Consider the following 17,158-nt stretch of genomic DNA (forward strand, 5'->3'; position numbering starts at 1 on the left):
GTCTACGGCCGCCCGGACAGACCGGCGGCAATATTCCTGTTGATCTCGATCAGCGGGCGGAAATGATCGAGCTGCGGGCTGGCCTGGAGCGCTGCGGTCTGACTCAGCACGAACACGCTGATGTTTGCGATCTTCTGCCGCACGTCGATCGGCTGCGGATTGGTGTCCCGCATCGCCTCGCTCAGGAAAATGGTCCAGAGCTTGCGGTTGAACATCAGGGCCTGCATCGTCTGCTCCCCGAAGGGGTCGTCGCTGTTGATCGCGTCTTGCAGCTTGTTGGCGGCCTTCAGCAGCGTTTGCGCCTCAATGTCGCGGGGAGACGCAGTAGTCGTTGCGACGCGCGCATAAGCCGAAGCAGCAGAACTCGACATTTATCACCCTGGAAGTTTCCTTGCCCGTTATGCAGGCTTAAGGATTCATTCCGACACTAGGCAGCACCGTTTAAGATTTGCTTACGTGAGAGTGCGGACAGTCTCCGGACAATTACGGGCCCGGATCTCATCGTCGCTTCAAGAATAAATCCGAGAGCGCGCACTGTAAACGATGCATCGGAGCCTGCGCCGATCTCGACTAATCGAGCGTTAGCGATCTCACTCAAAACAACGGCGAAGCTTTCAGCTTCGCCGTTGCATCATCTGTCATCTTCGTCGGCGCCGCCTTTAGCGGAGGAGCTGAAGCACGCTCTGCTGCGACTGGTTGGCGAGCGACAGCGCGGACACGGCGATCGACTGGCGGGTCGAGAGCGCCTGGCTGTTGGCCGCTTCCTCGTTGGTGTCGGCAAGAGTCAGGCTCGAGGAGCCGGTCTGCAGCACATTGATCAGGTTCTTGCTGAAGTCCTGCCGGATCTGCACGATCGACAGGTTCGAACCGAGCGTCGATGCTTCCGCGCGCAGCGTGGTGCTGGCCGCGTTGAGCGAAGTCAGAATGGCGTTCGCCGAATTCGAGTCGAGGAAGTCGACGCCCTGGTTCAAGGGCGCAAGGCTGAGGCCGGCGTCGTTGAGAGTCACGCCCTGAATGGTCAACGTCGAACGTCCAGTCTCGTTGAACACGAGCTTGAGCGTATCGCCGTTCAGCAGGTTGACGCCGTTGAAGGAGGAGTCTTGCGCGGTGGTGTTGATCTGCGCGAGCACGTTGTTGTACTGCGCGACGAGGTTGGCGCGCGTAGACTGCGAATTCGCGTCCGCGACGGGCGGCTGCGCGATCAGGCCGTAGAAGGGCTGACCGCTCGCCGCGGCCGTGCCGCCGATTGCGCCGATCGTCAACGAAGCGGCATCGTTGCTGGTTACGATGTTGATGTGCCCGGTCGGGTCGATCGTTGCCTGCAGGTTGTTCGGCGCCAGCGCGGCATTGAGCTGATTGAGCGTGGAAATCTGCCCGGTGCCGGTACCGAAGGTGATGCTGACGGGGGTGCCGCTGCCGGTCGCGCCGATCGTCAAAGTCTCGCCGCTGAGCGGAGGCGGGACGCGGGCTGTGGTGCCGGCGGTGAGGCCGAGCGCCGTGAGCACGTTGCCTGAACCGGAGATCGCCAGATCCTGGGCCGTGCCGGTGCTGAGCACGAGCTGACCGCTACCGTTGACGGTCGACGCCGTACCCGCGCCCGTGATGCCGTCGATCGCGTCCAGCACGGTCTGCACCGAGAGAGCGCTGCCGGTGCCGATGCCGATCGTGACGTTGCCGAATGAGTCCGTGGTCGAGGTGGTTTGCGCGGTCGAGAACGTAATCGTCTTGCCGTTGACGGTCAGAACCGAACCGTTGGTGATGGTCGCGCCGAGGTTGTCGGACGACGTGCCCGCCGTGCCGACCAACTTGGTCGCAGCGGTGATGTTGGCGGCAGTGGTGGTATTGTCGTTGGTAACGGTGCCGCCGGTGACGGTGTTGTTGGTGTAGGCCGTGCCCAGCAGGTTGTTGGCGGTTGCACCGGTGATCGCGGCCGCCGTCACGTTGGACTTGGGCGAATAACCCGTCGGGCTTTGCAGCACCTGGCTGGCGATCGACTTTGCGCTGTCGACCAGCTTCTGCAACGAGGTGATGCCGGTATTGGCGGCCTGCAGAACCTGGACGCCATTGCTGATGCCGTCGAGGAGGTTGCTGATATCGTTGGCGCGATTGTCGAGCCCCTGGGCGGTAAAGAAGTTGGTCGGGTTGTCCAGCGCCGTATTGACCTTCTTGCCGCTCGCAAGACGCTGCTGCGTGGTGGCGAGCAGGTCGGCTGTCGACTGCAGCGACAACAGGTTCTGGCGAACTGATGCCGAGAGAACGATGTTGGACATTGGCGGATCTTCCTCTTGCGCGACGCTGTACGAATCGGTGCTCGCCGATCGGGGAATGCACTTTCGTCCAGTCTTAGGGGGTCTCCTTTAAATTAAGGTTAATGGCGGCTTAAGCAGCAAGGTTAACGAGGCGTTAACGCGGCCCGGTTCCCCCGGCCTCGCGCGAGCGCGCAACAAAAAAGCGGCGGGGCAAAAGCCCCGCCGCGATGTCTTGAGTGACGATTTTCGTCGCGTATCAGCGCAGAAGCTGCAACACGCTCTGCTGCGACTGGTTGGCCAGCGACAGCGCCGAGACCGCGATCGACTGGCGGGTCGACAGCGCCTGGCTGTTGGCCGCTTCCTCGTTGGTGTCGGCCAGCGTCAGGTTGGACGAGCCGGTCTGCAGAACGTTGATCAGGTTCTTGTTGAAGTCCTGGCGGATCTGCACGACCGAGAGGTTCGAACCCAGCGTCGACGCTTCCGACCGCAGCGTGCTGCTGGCGGCGTTGAGCGTGGTCAGAACCTTGTTGGCCGAAGCGTTGTCCAGGAAGTCGGTGCCCGAAGTCAGGGACGAGATGCCGAGACCAGCGGTGTTGAACGTCACACCGGTGATGCTCAGCGTCGACTTGCCGGTTTCGTTGAACGTCAGCTTCAGGGTGTCGCCGTTCAGCAGGTTGACACCGTTGAACGAGGCATCCTGCGCGGTCGTGTTGATCTGCGCGAGCACGTTGTTGTACTGCGCGACCAAGCTCGCACGCTGGGCCTGCGAGGTCGGGTCGGCAACCGGAGCCGCCGCAGTCAGGCCGTTGAATGCCTGGCTGGAGCCAGCCGCAGTGCCGCCGATCGTGCCGATCGTCGCGGAAGCCGCATCGTTCGTCGTCGTGATGGTGATCTTGCCGTTCGAGTCGATCGAGGCCTGCAGGTTGTTGGCTGCGAGCGCCGTATTCAGCCCGTTCAAGGTCGAGATCTGACCGGCGCCGGTGCCGAACGTGATGTTGGTCGCAGTGCCGCCAGCGGTTGCGCCGATCGTCAACGTTTTGCCCGAGATGGCGGGCGGGACACGGGCGGTGGTGCCAGCCGTCAAACCGAGCGCGGTGAGCACGTTACCGCTTCCCGAGATCGTCAGGTCCGAGGCCGTGCCGGTGCTCAGCACAAGCTGGCCACTGGTGACGGTCGAAGCCGTGCCGGCTCCCGTGATGCCGTCGATGGCCGAGAGGACATCGCTCACCGCCAAGGTGCTGCCCGAGCCGATGCCGATCGTGACATTGCCGGAAGCGTCGGTGGTCGAGGTGGTCTGCGCAGTCGAGAAGGTGATGGTCTTGCCGTTGACGGTCAGAACCGAACCGTTGGTAATGGCGGTGCCGAGGTTGTCGGAACCAGTGCCGGCCGTGCCAACCAGCTTGGTGGCAGCCGTGATGTTGGCGGCAGTCGTGGTGTTGTCGTTGGTGACGGTGCCGCCGGTGACCGTGGCGTTCGTGTAGCCCGTACCGAGCAGATTGTCGGCAGTCGCACCGGTGATCGCCGCCGACGTCACGCTCGACTTGGCGGAGTAGCCCGTCGGGCTCTGCAGCACCTGGTTTGCAATCGACTTGGCGCTGTCGACCAGCTTCTGCAGCGAGGTGATACCAGTGTTGGCGGCCTGCAGCACCTGAACGCCGTTGCCGATGCCATCGAGCAGGTTGCCGATGTCGCTGGCGCGGTTGTCGAGACCCTGCGCGGTGAAGAAGTTAGTGGGATTGTCGAGAGCCGAGTTCACCTTGCGGCCAGTCGAAAGACGGGACTGGGTGGTGGCGAGCAGGTCGGCGGTGGACTGGAGAGAGAGCAGGTTCTGACGAACCGATGCGGAGAGGACAACGGACATACTGGTACCTTTCTGGTAGCTACGCGTCCCATCTGACCATGATTGGTCAGACGACCGCCGGAACCTGCGTCCAAGCCTCTAACAATCCGTGAAATGAAACCCCCGCATTCTCTGCGTCAGCACGCGAGCCCTCTCCCGGGAGCAGCCGCGGAGGCGACCAGAATACCGCTACAACGCTCGAATCACTGAGTTTTCGGCCACAAGCGTGTTCGTTTACTCTCCGTTAACCATGTTGCGCGACGATCGCCCCAAATCGCTGCCGATCGTCGCCATATAGAAGGGGCGCACCGACCGCTTGCTGCAAAAGGATTGATGGAGAACAGGCATGGCTCTCAAGGTCGAGCTCAAACCGCACGAGCGCATCATCGTCGGTAACTCCGTGATCACCAACACGGACCAGCGTGCCCGCCTCCTGATCGATGGCGAGAACGTGCCGATCCTGCGCGAGCGCGACATCCTCACGCCCGAGACCGCCGACACGCCGGCCAAGCTCGTCTATCTGGCGGTCCAGCTCATGTACATCTCGCCGGACCCGCAGACCCAGCACGGCACCTATTTCAGCCTGGTGCGCGACATCGTTACCGCGGTGCCGAGCGCCTGGCCGATCATCGAAGACATCAACAACAACATCATGAGCGGCGATCTCTATCGCGCGCTGAAGGATGCCCGCAAGCTGATCGCCTATGAGGAGAAGCTGCGGAGCCAGTTCGAGGCCACGCATCCCAAGGCGGCAGCGGGCAAGAACGACGTCAGCAGCGCCGCCTGACCACAGGCGTTCGCGCAGACGACCACACCTTACGAACGACAACGGCCCCGGATCGCCTCCGGGGCCGTCGTCGTTTCAGCCATGCAGCGACGCTACTGCGCAACGAGCGGCGGCGCCTCGACTTCGATCACTCCGCCGCTCCGTCGTCCGCCGAACTCCAGCACGGCCGCAACCAGCGCATCGATATCAGTCTCGTTCGTGCGGTGATTGACGATGGCCGCACGGATCGCGAACTTGCCGTCCAGGGTCGTGCCCGAGGGCGCGGCGATGCCGGATTCCTGGATGTCGGCGACGATCTCGCGATTGACAGCGTCGCCGCACCGGTAGCGGAAGCAGACGATGTTGAGATTCACCGGCGCCAGCAATTCCAGCCGCGGTTCGGCCAGCACGCGTGCCTCCAGATATTTGGCGAGCGCGCAGCTTCGCGCGATCACCGCACCCAGCCGGTCGGTGCCGAACGTCTTCAGCGTGAACCAGGTCTTCAGCGCCCGGAAGCCGCGCGACAGATCGGGGCCGAGATCGCAGGGCCAGACCGCACCGGCCGCCAGCCCCCTCGCCTCGCGGCTCAGATAGGCCGCCGGCTGGGCAAAGGCCTGCCGGTGCCGTTCGCCGTCTCGCACCAGCAGGAAGCCGGCGTCGTAGGGCACCTGCCCCCATTTGTGGAAGTCGAGCGCAATGGAATCGGCAAGCTCGATGCCGCCGAGCAATGGCGCGAGCTCGGGAGAGAGAATTGCGAGCGCGCCAAAAGCGCCATCGACGTGAAACCAGAGTCCTTCCTCGCGGCACAGCTTCGCGACGGCCCTGAGATCGTCGATCGCACCGACATCGACCGTGCCGGCGGAAGCGACGACGAGGAACGGCTTGAAGCCGACCTCGCGGTCGGCCGCGATCTGCGCTCGCAGTGCGTCGACGTCGATGCGATGATCGGCGTCGACGCCGATCTTGCGCAGCGCATCGGTGCCGAGCCCGGCGATGTCCATCGCCCTGGACACACAGCCATGCGCGGCCCGCGACGTGTAGGCCGCGAGCAGCGCACCGTCATTGCCGATGCCGTGCTGCCGCGCCAGCGTGCCGAGCGCAGCGTTGCGCGCCACCAGCACCGCCATCAGATTGGCCATCGACGTGCCCGTGACGAAGATGCCGCTCGCTTCTTCCGGGAACGCGAACAGGCGGCGCATCCAGTCGACGATCTGGCGTTCGACCTCGATCGGCATGTGGTCGCGCCCGCCGAGATTGGCGTTGAGACCCGCAGCGAGCATCTCCGCGACCATGCCGACCGCCGTGCCGCCGCCATGCACCCAGCCCATGAAGCCGGGATGAACGTTGCCGATCGCGTAAGGCGCGACATGTTCAGCGAATTCGCGATAGACATCGGCGAGGTCGGTTGCCTCACGCGGCACGTCGGACTTGATGGCCGCACGGACATTATCGGGGATCGGCTGCCAGACGGGGCGCGCGCGGACATTGGCGATGCCGTCGATCGCCTCGTCGAGCATGCGATGGGCGAGCGTGCGGAATTCGCTCCAGTCCTGCGGATCGAGCGAGGTGTGCGTGACGGAGCCTTGCGTGTTGCGGATGATCTCGTTCATGCCTCGCCCACCTTTGCATGCCGCGACAGCATCGCCGTGAACGCGGCAAATATCTTGCGCATCTGCGGCGGCTTGTACGGAAACACGGTGGGCGGATCCATGTTGTGCACGACGGCGGTGTTGTCGGCCTCGAACACCAGCAGCTCGCCATCCTGGTTCTCGGCGCAATCGACGATGAAATAGTCGAGGCCGACGCGCCGGCTCATCTCGTCGAGCGCATTCTTGTGGCGCGCAGCGAAGGCATGATCGAAGTCTTGCATGAAGATGGCCTCTTCCGCGCGCTTCTCCTCGCTGAACGCCATGTAGGCGTTGAGATACCAGATGTCCCAACGATCGGCGATCGCCATGTGACACGCATAAGGCTCGCCGTCGACCATGGTGAGCCGGATCTTGCGAAAGAGCCCGTCGGGGCTCGCGTAGTTGACGAAACGCGCGACGAAAAAGTCCTGCTCCTGTCGCTCGACCAGATAGGCCTTCAGCGCCGCAGCATCGTCGACCTTCGCAAGACCGACGCCGGCGTGCGTGCCGCGCGGCCGTGCGATCATTGGAAAGTGCAATTCGCTCGTAATCTCCGCGCAGGCGATCCGGTCTTCTGAGAGAGCCGTCAATTGCGCACGGGTCGCGTTGGCGGTCACGGGAATATCGAGACCGGGGATATCAGCCAGCAACCGATACAGCTTGTCGCGATCGAGATTGCCGATCAGCTCGGGGCGATTGAGCAGCGGCCGCGGCCAGCGCGGCGCAGCCTGTTCGATCACGGCGAGCGCCTCGCGGCATTCCTCCGAATCGGAGGCGACCACGATGGCCACGTCGTGATCGGGCAACGTCTCGGGCAGACCGACGCCCTTGACCACGTAGAGCGTCAGCAGCTCGATGTCGGAGCCTTCGAGCAGAAACTCGATCGGGGTGTTGCCGCCCATGTCGATATCGGCCGCGAGCGCCAGCACGCGCATGCGCGGTTTCGTGGCCGCGCAAGGCGTGCGGAACAATTGATGGAAGGCGAGCACCTCGGTCTGGATCACGAGGCCGGCCTCCTTCTCGCCGAGCAGCTGCGCGACCAGCGACAGATCGAGGCCCTCGCCCGCCTCCGCGGTCCCCTCTGCGATCCGCGCCAGCAGATGCTCGCGCAACGGATGCAGGTCGCCGCCCTCGAAGGCCCGGCGCGTCAACTGCGCAAAGCCGATGCGGTCGGAATAGTTCGGTGTGGTCATGCCGTTCGGCGCAGAAACAGGAGGCAGCATCTTAGGTCTCGAGCACAGACTTTCCCGGCACAGTCGCCGCACGGTCGAGCAGCAGCTCGATCTTCGCCAGCACGTGGGCGATGCGATCGAGCATATGCTGCAAATTGCGTTGCGCTTGGGCGGCGTCAGCCGACCAGGCTTCGGTGACGAGCCGCGCGCCGACGCACAGCCGCAGCAATCCCTGCGGCTTGCCGTCCGTCCGCTCCAGCCGCACCGGCTGGCCGACGAGACAGCGCTGTGCGGCCACCTGCTGGTCCGCGGCACTGCCGTCGATCTCACTACTCATGTCGCGGGCCAGAGCGCGATAGACCGCGCTGGTTTCGGCGATGGAGACCGGCTCTCCGCCGCGCAGCAACGCGAGCGGAAAGATCGTGCCTCGTTCGAATTCCTCGTCGTCGACGCCGCCGTTCTCAGATGCGTTCGGAACGGGGCGAAGCGCCGGCGACAGCTTGGTCATGCTGTCGATGCCGGAAGCGAGCTCAGCCAGCGCCCTGGCGCGGAATGCGCCGGGCACGGCATAGTAACGACCGATCTCCGCAAGCGCCGCCTCCCAGCGCAGCCATTGACCGAAATTCGGCCGGCGCTCGAACCGCGAGCGCAGCGCCGTCCAGGCGATCGGCCAGTCGCAGCGGCCGGCATAGTCGAAGATGCCGGGCGCCATCGCGCCAATGCGGTCGATCGACCGCGACAGGCCCTTCGGCACCAGCAACGCGCCGCTGAAGGCGGGGCCGCCGAAGAATTTCGAGCCGGTCATCAGCACCATGTAACCGCGGTCGAGATAGGAACGCAGCCGGCGGCGGCCGAGTCGCGCCTGGCAGGCATCGACGACGACCTGAACCTTGCGCGGCCAGCGCCGCGCGATCTCATCGAGGCAGGCAGCACTCGGCGCGCGCCAGCCGAGTTTTGACGAATCCATGATGTGCAGAAGAACGCACCGGCCTTGCGCGAGGCTGTTCTCGATTGCACGCATTACTGCAGCGTCGGCATCGGTGCGCATCGCGATGTCGGACGCGGCGGCGTCGAGCAGCGGCACCGCGATGCGGTCGCCGGCAAGGCCGGCCACCGCGCCGTCCTTGCGCACCGCAAGGCCGCTCGCCGTCAGCGTGCTGAAATGGCGCCCGCCCGCAGTATGGGCCGTCCCGCTTCCGGTCTGATCGGCGCCGACCACAATCGTCACCGGCGGTGCGCCGAGCACCGCGCGCGCCAGGAACAAGGCGTGGAGCTGAGAGTCGGTGCCTGACGGCGAGAACACGATGTCGACGCGCGGCGAAAGCTGGAGATGCCCGCGCAGCTCCTCGCGCATGCCCTCGCCACGTGCGTCGAAGGCGACCTCGACCTCGTCTAACAGGCATCGGTGCATCAGCTCTTCGCGCGCCAGCGCGGCGCGGTCGTAAGCTGCTTGCGATATCGTGGATGCGGTCGAGGAGGCGAAATTCCAGATCTCCGGCTCCGGCGATGACGCACAGCCATAGGCGTTGACGCGGTCGTTCGGATCGAGCGTCAGGCGCGGATCGCCGCCGGAGACCAGCAGCGTGTCGAGCGGGGTGAAGAGATCGCGCAGGCGATAGCGCGAGCCGCCGTCGGACGCTCGCTCGATGTCTGCCGGACGGGATGCGCCGGTGCTCATCCCGGAGCGCTCAGGCCGCGTCGGCCGCCGCCGCGGGCGCCGGCGCGAATTGCGAGGCGATATCGCCGTGGAAGACCGACGGCCCGACGTGATCGAGCGAGCTCTGGACGTCGGCCCAGATCTCGCCGCCGATATCGGTCCAGCGCTTGCAGAAGGCGAAGTCCTCGGAGAGATAGGTGCCGGTCGCGGGGTCGATCATGCATTCGAACAGCGCGAACCGGTTCTGGCTCGCCGCCAGCGTGTCATGCGAGTGCTCGCGGAAGAACTGAAGGTTGGCGTAGTCCGGATGGCGGCACATCGCCTCCAGCACGTGACGGCGGATCATCAGGAAGCCCGTGCCCGCATAGCGCACGCGGGTAAAGCCGTTGACCACCACGATGCGGTCGGGATCCTCGATCTCGAGCACGTAGTCGAGCGAGGCGGCCGGCACGTCGGCCCGACCTGACTGGATCGCACGCGCGGCCTTGTCCCAGTTGACCCGCTTGATCGGATAGCAGCCCGCAACGACGTCCGCGCCGCATTCGATCAGCCGGAACACCTGCTCCGGCTTGAAGCCGATATCGGCATCGATGAACAGGAAATGCGTCGCGTTGGGATCGTCCAGGAACATCGCGACCAGGTTGGCCCGCGCCCGCGTGATCAGCGCATCGCCGTCGCGCAAGTGCACCTTGAGCTCGAGATTGGACATGCCGTGGACGGCGCGCTGCAGCGCGAAGATCGAGCTCGCATAGATGCTCGACACCTGCCCGCCGAAGCACGGCGTCGCCACCACCAGCTGCATCCTGTCAGACATCGACCGCTCCGCCCCCGCTGCAATCCTCACCAAGAGGTAAACAGGCATGGTTAACCGCGTCTTAACGCAACCTTACAGGAACTTGACGAGCGAGAGCTGCGCGAGGTTCGAGGTCACCTGATAGGACGCCTGGAGCGCGTTCTGGAGCGCGAGGATCTCGCTCGCGACCTGGTCGGGCGAAGCCGATTCCGCCTGATCGACGATGCTCTGGAGCTGCGCCTTGGCCTGGGTCTGGCGCGTGGTCGCGTCCTTCATCGTGTTCTGGGCCATCGCGATGTCGGTCTGGATGTCCTCGATGCGCTGCTGGCCGGGCTGCTGGGTCAGCGCCTGGGTCACCCGCAGGCTCAGCGCCGAGACCTGCCCGCCCGAATACTGCCCGGTCGGCGAGGTCGAGAAGGTCCCGAACACCGCGATCGCCTGCAACTGGCGGCGGATCGCGTCCTCGTTGGCCTGCGCGCCATACTGCACCGTGACGGAATCGTCGACCCGCGCCATCGCGGTGGAGCGCGGCGAGCCGGGCCCGTCATTGCCGAGGTACCATTTCACGGTGTTGGCCGAGCCGTTCACCAGCGTCGTCGCCGAGCTCGCCGGCGAGGAGCCGACGCGCAGCGGCGGCTGCGTGGCTGTGACCGGCGTCGCACTGAAACCGAGCGAGCCCAGCGCACCCGTATTCGAGCTCGTGATGTTCAGGCTCGCCGCATCGTCGGTGTTGATCGTGATCGCGCCGCCATGGACCGTCGACGGCTTCGAAGTCCCCGTGATCGCGTCGATCTTGCTCAGCAGGGTCTGGATGCTGTCGGTGACGTTGAGCTGGTTGCCGGTCGCGCCCGAGCTGACGAAGGTGAGCGTGGTGCCGTTGACGGTGATGGTGTCGCCGGCGACGAAGCCCGGCGAGATCGAGTCCGAGGGGCTCGCACCGGACAGCGCCGTCGCCCCGGTCACCGGCGCCGGCGGTGCCGCCTGGTTGTTGACGGGCGTGCCGATCGCGGAGCTTGCGGTGTTGAAGAAATTATCGCCGGCGGTCACGGCCGACGCCGCGACCAGCGAGGTGTTGGCGAGCTTCAGGATCGCGGTGTTCAGCGCGGTGTTGAGATTGGTCGCGGTGTTGGCCGGAGTGGTCGTATCGATCGCAAAGCTGCCGGCCGGCGTCGGCGTGGCGGTCGAGGCGGTCAGATCGATCTGCTCGGTCGTACCATCTGGCAGCGTGAACTGGACGCTCAGCTTGTCGCCATTGTTCGGATTGACGCCGTTGAGATCGACCGAGAAGGACACCGGCGAGCCGCTCGGGCCCGTCAGCGTCGCGCCCGTCAGCGTCGAGGATACCGCCTTGATCTTGAGCCCGAACGGCGAACCGGCGACGTCTTCCGACACCTGGACCGAGCTCGGCGTCGGCTGCGTCTGCACCAGCCGCCCCATGCCGTTGGCCCCTAAGTCGGCGGCCTGGCGCTCCGCCATCACGGTCTTGAAGCCCGCCTGCGTCGTCGTGCCGTTGATGATGTCGCCGGCATCAGTGACCGACTGCGTGTTGACGGCCGTCCCGGAGAACAGATAGCGGTTGCCCGATTGCGTGTTGAGCACGCCGACCATCGAGCCGAATTGCGCCGCGGCCGTGTTTTGCGCAACCGTCTGCCCGTTGACGTTGAGATCCTGCGCGGTGCTGGCGGAGCCGGTCTGCACCGTGTTGCGGATCGTCGTCAGCGACTGCAGCGCGGTGTTGGCGAGGTTGATGTTGACGTTGACGTTGGTGATCGTGTCGGTATAGGCGGCGATGTTGGAGAGCTGCGCGCGCGAGGCGATCGCGAAGCCCTCGTTGGTGCCCATGCCGGAATAGTTCTGCGACAGCTTGCCGGTCGAGAGCTGCGTCGACAGGTCGGTCAGCTGCTGATTGATGTTGCGGATCTGCGCGCCGAGGACCGACGATGAGTAGTTGATGCTGCTGATCGACATGTTTCAGAGCCCTGTTACTTTTTACGCTTGAGCCTGGAGCAACGTGTTCATCATGCCCTGCACCACCGACATGACGTGGGCGTTGGCGGCATAGGCATTCTGGAGCTGGATCAAGTTCGACATCTCCGAGTCCAGATTGACGCTGGAGGTCGAGTTGAACTTGGCCTGGAGCGTCGAGACCACGACGCTCTGGCCCTGCTGGAGCTGGGTGGCCTGGGTCGAGGCGTTGGCCTGAATGCTCAGGAACTGCTGGAGGTAGTTCGAGACGCTGCCTGTGAACGGCTGGTTCGCCGAACCGAGGCCCGTCGTCGGCGAATAGGAGAACACCGCATTGGTGAGCTGCGAGTAGAGATAGTCGGAACGCGTGGTGTCGCCCGCAGGCGTCACCGGCGAAGTGCTGTAGACCGACAGCCGCGTGGGATCGCTGACGAGCTGCGTATTCACGGCGATCCGCCCGGCAAGGCCGGTCATCTGCGAGCCCGACGCCGTGATCGCACCGGTGTAGAGCGCCTGCCCGCCGTCGGTGAACACCGCCAGCTGCGGGCTGCCCGAGGTCAGCGACGAGATCGTCTTGGTGGTCGAGGCCGAATTGACCTTGGCGAGGCCGGTGTTGTCATCGGTCACCCGCAGCGTGGTGGCGGTGGCCGGCGACGGCGCGGCGGAGAACGACAGATGCGAGCCCGAGAGCGCGGTGTTGAGCGCGGCGGCGATCGCGCTCATGCCGCCGGAGAAATTGACGCCCACCCGCATCGGATTGGCATTGGTGGCGTTCTGAAGCGGCAGCGCCGCCGGATCGGTCACGTTGACGAGCGTGATCTGGCGCTGGGTGTTGGTCGTCGTGTCGGTGTAGGTGATGTTGACCGTGTTGCCCGGCTGCGCGCCGGCGAGCTCCAGGTCGAAACCGGCCGGCGGGCCCGAGACGGTGCTGCCGGCCGTGGTCTTGTCCGACAGCGCGCTCGACATCGTCGCGGCGAGCTGATCGATCTGGTTCTGCGCCTGCACCAGCGTCTGATCGCGCAGCTTCAGGTCGGCCGCGATCTGGCCGGACGAGACCACGTTGTTGGCGACGACGTCGAGCTGCGAGCCGTTCGGCAGCTTGATGTTGAGCGCGCCGACGCCGGACTTGGCCGGGTCGATGTTGTAGAGCGAGGTCGCCGACAGTGCGCCGGCGGAGGCAAAGGTGAACTGCGAGGCGAGCCCGGCGCCGACCAGCTGGACGCCGGTCGTGGTGTAGATGTTAGCCTGGTTCGAACCGTCGGTGGTGACGCGCACGTCGACGAATTTCGACAGCGTGTTGATGGCCTGGTCGCGCTGGTCCATCAGCGTCGCGGCCGAGGGATCGTTGGCTGACAGGCCCTGGAGCTTGGTGTTGATGTCGGCGATCTGCTGCATCGCCGCGTTGGCGGCTTGCGCCGAGGTGCCGAGGTCCTGCTCGACGTTGGAGCGCAGCGACTGGATGCCCTTGGTGGTGACGTTGAGCTGCTGCGCCAGAGCCTGAGCCGCGCCCAGCGCAACGGTCTGCGCCGACGACGACCCCGAGCTCGTCGAGAGCGCCTGGAGCGCCGTGGTGAAATTGTTCAGCGCGGTTTCGAGCGTGCCGTTATTGCCGGGCGTGCCATAGACATTCTGAAGCTGCTTCAGGATGTTGGCCATCTGGTCGGCGTAACCGCTGCCGCCGGTCTCGGTGCGCAGTTGGTTCTGCACAAAAGTGTCGAGCTCCCGGCTGACGCCGGTCGTCATCGCCGTCGAGCCGAAATCGCCGGTGGTGACCTCGATCTGGTTCGGGGTCTGGACGACGTAACCCGGCGTCTGCGAATTGGCGACGTTCGAAGAGACGATCGAGAGCGCGGCCTGGTTGGCACGCAGACCGCTCATCGCACTGGCGAGGGCTGAACTCAAACCCATGTGTACTTACCCGCCTTTGGTTACGTCACGCGCGATCAGCGCAACACGTTCAGGAGGTCCTGCACCATCGAATTGGCCGTCGTGATCACCTTGGTGTTGGCCGAATAGGCCTGCTGGGTCACGATCAGCTTGGTGAACTCGTCGGCGATGTCGGTGTTGGAGCCTTCGAGCGACGAGCCGCTGATGGTACCCGACGCGCCGTCGATCGCAGGTCCCGACTGTTCGGTCGCGGCGTAAGCGCCGCCGTCGAGGGCCTTCAGGTAGTTGGTGCCGTTGAAGTGCGACAGCGAGACCTGCGCGAGATCGAGGTTCTGGCCGTTGGAGAAGGTGCCGATCACGAGGCCGTTGTTGTTGACGGAGACCGAGCGGAGCTGACCGGCGGCGTAGCCGTTCTGGGTGATGGTGTTGATGGTCACCGCGCCGCTGGTGCTGGCATATTGCGTCAGCCCGCCCGAGGAGATGTTGAAGGCGACCGAGCCGAGCGACTGGCCGCTGACGCTGACATTGTTGATGGTGATGCCCGAGCCGCTCGGCGAGGTCAGCGAGCCGTCGGCAGCAAAGGTGAAGGTCTGTCCGGTGTTGACCCAGCCCACCGTCGTGCCGGTCGCATTCGGGTCGGTCTGGTAGAACAGGTTCCAGCTATCGCTATGACCCGTGCCCAGAGAGGCACTGTCGGTCTTGGCCCAGCGCAATTGCAGGTTCACCGGCGTGCCGGCGGCGTTGTAGGCCGTGACCGCACCGCCGCTGATCGATTCCTTGGTGAACGTGGCGATGTCGTTGCCGATCACTCCGCCGGTGCCCGCAGTGCCGCCACCGTCGCGGTTCTTGGTGACGGTCGACGTGAAGCCGAGCGCGGCGAACGCTGCGCTGTTGGAGCTGGACACCTGCAGGTTGGAAGCGGTGCCGGTGTTGAGCGTGATCACGCCGCTGCTGCTGACCGACGAGCCTGACGCGCCGGCAAGAGCGTCGATCTTTTGGAGCAGCATCGAGATGTTGTCAGTGATGTTGATCTGGGTGTTATCGGTCGACAACGCGCCCGAAGCCACGAAAGTCAGCGTCTGACCGTTAACGGTGATCGTGTCCGCGGGCGGACCTGCCGAAAAGCCCGACGACAGCACCTGGGCGCCGCCGGCGGTCGCGGTGCCGCTCAGCACCGTGGAGCCCGAGATGGCGGGCGAGGACAGCACGTTGCCGCCGCGCGTCACGCTGCTGATGCCGAGGGCCGTCGCTGCCGTGCCGCTGTTGACCGCCACGTCGGTGCCGGTGCCGCTCGAGATCTGGATGTTGCCGCTGGCAGAGAGAGAGGCCGTGACACCGGCACCGCCCGCCGACTGAATCGCGTTCAGGATGTCGGCAACCGTTGCGGTGGTACCTGCGCCGAGACCAATCGTGGAGTTGGTGCCGATCGTCACCGTGGTGCCGGCGTTGAAGGTGATCGTGTTGCCGTTGATGGTCAGCGTCTGGCCGCTCAGCGCGGTGAGAATGCTGGAGGCGAGATGCGTGCCCACGGTGTTGTCGAGAGACGTGGTGGTCGAGGCCACCGCGGACGAATTGTTCTGGAGCGCAACCGTGCCCGTCCCGGTCGTCGAGGAATAGGCCGAGCGAATGTTGCCGGTGGCGGCCGCGCCGGAGACCGTCGCGTTGGTATAGGGTGCAGGCGGCGTGCCCACCGGCAGCGGGTTGGCCTGGAAGTCCGACGGGTTCAGGCCGCCGGCCGCCAGCAGCGTCTTGCTCGCCGCGGTCGAGCTGGCCGCCGTGTTCGGCTGGGACGGCAGGTTCGCCGCGTACTGGATCGAGGTGGTCGCCTGCGCCGGGATGAAGTTGTTCTGGAATTTCAGGACCGTCGCCACGTTGCCGGTCGGGTTGCCGGTCTTGGGGTCGACCGTGGTGCCCATCAGATAATAGCCGGCGCCGTTGACCAGGTTGCCGTTGGCGTTGAGCTGGAAGTCGCCGCGCCTCGTGTAATAGGTGACGCCGCTGAACACCGGGACGTTGTCGACGACGCCGGTCGCCTTCTGGATCGAGAAGAAGCCGTCGCCGGTGATCGCCATGTTGGTGGCGACGGTGGAGGACGAGATCGTGCCCTGCGTGGTGATGGTGGCCTTGGCGTTGGCCGTCACGCCGCCCGCGACCTGCTTGCTCGGCACCGAGGCGTCCGGAATGAGATCGACGAAGCTGGTCCCGATGCCCTTGTAACCGGTGGTGGATGAGTTCGCGATGTTCCCGGAGATGTTCTGCAGCGCGTAGGACTGCGCCTGCAGGCCACCCACCGAGGTGTTCATTGCATCGAAGATACCCATAACTTTGTCTCCAAATCCGATCCCGGCGGCCGGTCGACCATGGCCGCAGTCGGAGGAGACAGTCGCAAGGGCTATGCCAATGCGGGCATCTTCGAGAAATCAATGGCTTAATGAAAAAGCCCCGGTCTGATGACCAGGGCACAATTGCCGGGACCGGCAACAATTGCCGGGACATATCGTCGTTCCGGGGCGGTCCAAAGGACCGAACTCCGGTGCGCGATTGCGCACCTGAGAACCTCGAGATTCCGGATTCGATGCTCACGCATCGCTCCGGAATGACTCCAGCGAGAGCCTACGTCGCCGACGCCGCCGCCGGGTGGAAAACCAGCCCGAAACCGTCGATGCAGTAGCGCAGTCCGGTCGGCTTCGGACCGTCATCGAAGACGTGGCCGAGATGGCCGCCGCAGCGCCGGCAGTGCACCTCGGTGCGCACCATGCCGTAGGTGCGGTCCTCGGTCTTGCCGACATTGCCCTCGATCGGCTGGTAGAAGCTCGGCCAACCCGTGCCGCTCTCGAACTTGGTCTCGGACGAGAACAGCGGCAGGTCGCAGCCGGCGCAGGCGAAGATGCCCTTGCGATGCTCCTTCAACAGCGGGCTGGAGCCCGGCCGCTCGGTGCCGTGATTGCGCAGGATCTCATATTGCTGCGGCGTGAGCTGGGCACGCCATTCGGCCTCCGTCTTCGTGATCTCGAACTTTTCCGCGGCCTTCTCGCCAGCCTCGGCAGGTGATCCTCTCAGCCAGCGGAAGGCCGAAAGACCGAACAGGCCGGCGACAGTCGTTAGCAGGATGCGGCGGTCAAACATCTCATTCTCCGTGCGCGGGACGTCCACGCCCTGAGATACGGGCTCTAACGGCCGACGTTACACTTCCGGGCGGAG

12 protein-coding genes are annotated in these 17,158 nt (G+C 64.9%); 1 reads left to right on the top strand and 11 read right to left on the bottom strand.

The genetic code is table 11. From position 1 onward, the window contains the following. Positions 1-2 precede the first annotated feature (2 nt). The 3 genes from flaF to XH79_RS36205 all read right to left on the bottom strand — a co-directional run bounded on the left by flaF (position 3) and on the right by XH79_RS36205 (position 4,110). Positions 3-371: a flagellar biosynthesis regulator FlaF gene (gene flaF / locus XH79_RS36195; RefSeq protein WP_183240137.1), complete on the bottom strand. Its 369-nt coding sequence runs from the start codon at positions 369-371 to the stop codon at positions 3-5. Positions 372-659: 288 nt separating this feature from the next. Beyond that, positions 660-2,270 carry a flagellin N-terminal helical domain-containing protein gene (locus XH79_RS36200; RefSeq protein WP_271584779.1) on the bottom strand — a complete coding sequence of 537 codons (1,611 nt, stop codon included), beginning with the start codon at positions 2,268-2,270 and terminating at the stop codon, positions 660-662. Between the two features lie 235 nt (positions 2,271-2,505). Next, entirely contained in the window at positions 2,506-4,110 is a 1,605-nt protein-coding gene (locus XH79_RS36205; RefSeq protein ID WP_212342959.1) for a flagellin N-terminal helical domain-containing protein, read from the bottom strand. 325 nt (positions 4,111-4,435) lie between these two features. Between XH79_RS36205 and flbT the strand changes: the two genes are divergently transcribed. Beyond that, on the top strand, positions 4,436-4,876 hold the full coding sequence (gene flbT / locus XH79_RS36210; RefSeq protein WP_212342958.1) for a flagellar biosynthesis repressor FlbT: 441 nt from the start codon (positions 4,436-4,438) through the stop codon (positions 4,874-4,876). A 92-nt stretch (positions 4,877-4,968) separates the two neighbouring features. Here flbT and XH79_RS36215 read toward each other — a convergent pair whose 3' ends face one another. The 8 genes from XH79_RS36215 to msrB all read right to left on the bottom strand — a co-directional run bounded on the left by XH79_RS36215 (position 4,969) and on the right by msrB (position 17,083). Further along, positions 4,969-6,465 (bottom strand): pyridoxal phosphate-dependent decarboxylase family protein, encoded by a 1,497-nt coding sequence (locus XH79_RS36215; protein ID WP_271584780.1) that lies wholly within the window; start codon positions 6,463-6,465, stop codon positions 4,969-4,971. Continuing rightward, positions 6,462-7,706, bottom strand: a complete 1,245-nt coding sequence (locus XH79_RS36220) for an ATP-grasp domain-containing protein (protein ID WP_271584781.1) — start codon at positions 7,704-7,706, stop codon at positions 6,462-6,464. Before XH79_RS36220 ends, XH79_RS36215 begins: the two co-directional genes overlap by 4 nt. A 1-nt stretch (position 7,707) precedes the next feature. After that, positions 7,708-9,333: a hypothetical protein gene (locus tag XH79_RS36225; RefSeq protein ID WP_271584782.1), complete on the bottom strand. Its 1,626-nt coding sequence runs from the start codon at positions 9,331-9,333 to the stop codon at positions 7,708-7,710. Positions 9,334-9,343: 10 nt separating this feature from the next. Then, positions 9,344-10,126 (bottom strand): hypothetical protein, encoded by a 783-nt coding sequence (locus XH79_RS36230; RefSeq protein ID WP_271584783.1) that lies wholly within the window; start codon positions 10,124-10,126, stop codon positions 9,344-9,346. Positions 10,127-10,198: 72 nt separating this feature from the next. Beyond that, a complete protein-coding gene (locus tag XH79_RS36235; protein ID WP_271584784.1) occupies positions 10,199-12,073 on the bottom strand; it encodes a flagellar protein in 1,875 nt (624 codons plus the stop codon). Between the two features lie 21 nt (positions 12,074-12,094). Further along, positions 12,095-13,978, bottom strand: a complete 1,884-nt coding sequence (gene flgK / locus XH79_RS36240) for a flagellar hook-associated protein FlgK (protein WP_271584785.1) — start codon at positions 13,976-13,978, stop codon at positions 12,095-12,097. Positions 13,979-14,013: 35 nt separating this feature from the next. Then, complete coding sequence (locus XH79_RS36245; protein ID WP_212342942.1) at positions 14,014-16,278, bottom strand: flagellar hook-basal body complex protein; 2,265 nt, start codon at positions 16,276-16,278, stop codon at positions 14,014-14,016. Between the two features lie 292 nt (positions 16,279-16,570). Continuing rightward, positions 16,571-17,083, bottom strand: coding sequence for a peptide-methionine (R)-S-oxide reductase MsrB (gene msrB, locus XH79_RS36250; protein ID WP_212342940.1), 513 nt, complete (start codon positions 17,081-17,083; stop codon positions 16,571-16,573). Positions 17,084-17,158: the final 75 nt, after the last annotated feature.

This window comes from Bradyrhizobium sp. CCBAU 45389 (genome assembly GCF_028128625.1).
In the GTDB taxonomy this organism is placed as follows: Bacteria; Pseudomonadota; Alphaproteobacteria; order Rhizobiales; family Xanthobacteraceae; genus Bradyrhizobium; species Bradyrhizobium liaoningense_B.

Bases quoted from the DNA above. Each gene is read 5' to 3' on its own strand.
- flaF (WP_183240137.1), bottom strand. From the start codon at position 371: ATGTCGAGTTCTGCTGCTTCGGCTTATGCGCGCGTCGCAACGACTACT.
- XH79_RS36200 (WP_271584779.1), bottom strand. From the start codon at position 2,270: ATGTCCAACATCGTTCTCTCGGCATCAGTTCGCCAGAACCTGTTGTCG.
- XH79_RS36205 (WP_212342959.1), bottom strand. From the start codon at position 4,110: ATGTCCGTTGTCCTCTCCGCATCGGTTCGTCAGAACCTGCTCTCTCTC.
- flbT (WP_212342958.1), top strand. From the start codon at position 4,436: ATGGCTCTCAAGGTCGAGCTCAAACCGCACGAGCGCATCATCGTCGGT.
- XH79_RS36215 (WP_271584780.1), bottom strand. From the start codon at position 6,465: ATGAACGAGATCATCCGCAACACGCAAGGCTCCGTCACGCACACCTCG.
- XH79_RS36220 (WP_271584781.1), bottom strand. From the start codon at position 7,706: ATGCTGCCTCCTGTTTCTGCGCCGAACGGCATGACCACACCGAACTAT.
- XH79_RS36225 (WP_271584782.1), bottom strand. From the start codon at position 9,333: ATGAGCACCGGCGCATCCCGTCCGGCAGACATCGAGCGAGCGTCCGAC.
- XH79_RS36230 (WP_271584783.1), bottom strand. From the start codon at position 10,126: ATGTCTGACAGGATGCAGCTGGTGGTGGCGACGCCGTGCTTCGGCGGG.
- XH79_RS36235 (WP_271584784.1), bottom strand. From the start codon at position 12,073: ATGTCGATCAGCAGCATCAACTACTCATCGTCGGTCCTCGGCGCGCAG.
- flgK (WP_271584785.1), bottom strand. From the start codon at position 13,978: ATGGGTTTGAGTTCAGCCCTCGCCAGTGCGATGAGCGGTCTGCGTGCC.
- XH79_RS36245 (WP_212342942.1), bottom strand. From the start codon at position 16,278: ATGGGTATCTTCGATGCAATGAACACCTCGGTGGGTGGCCTGCAGGCG.
- msrB (WP_212342940.1), bottom strand. From the start codon at position 17,083: ATGTTTGACCGCCGCATCCTGCTAACGACTGTCGCCGGCCTGTTCGGT.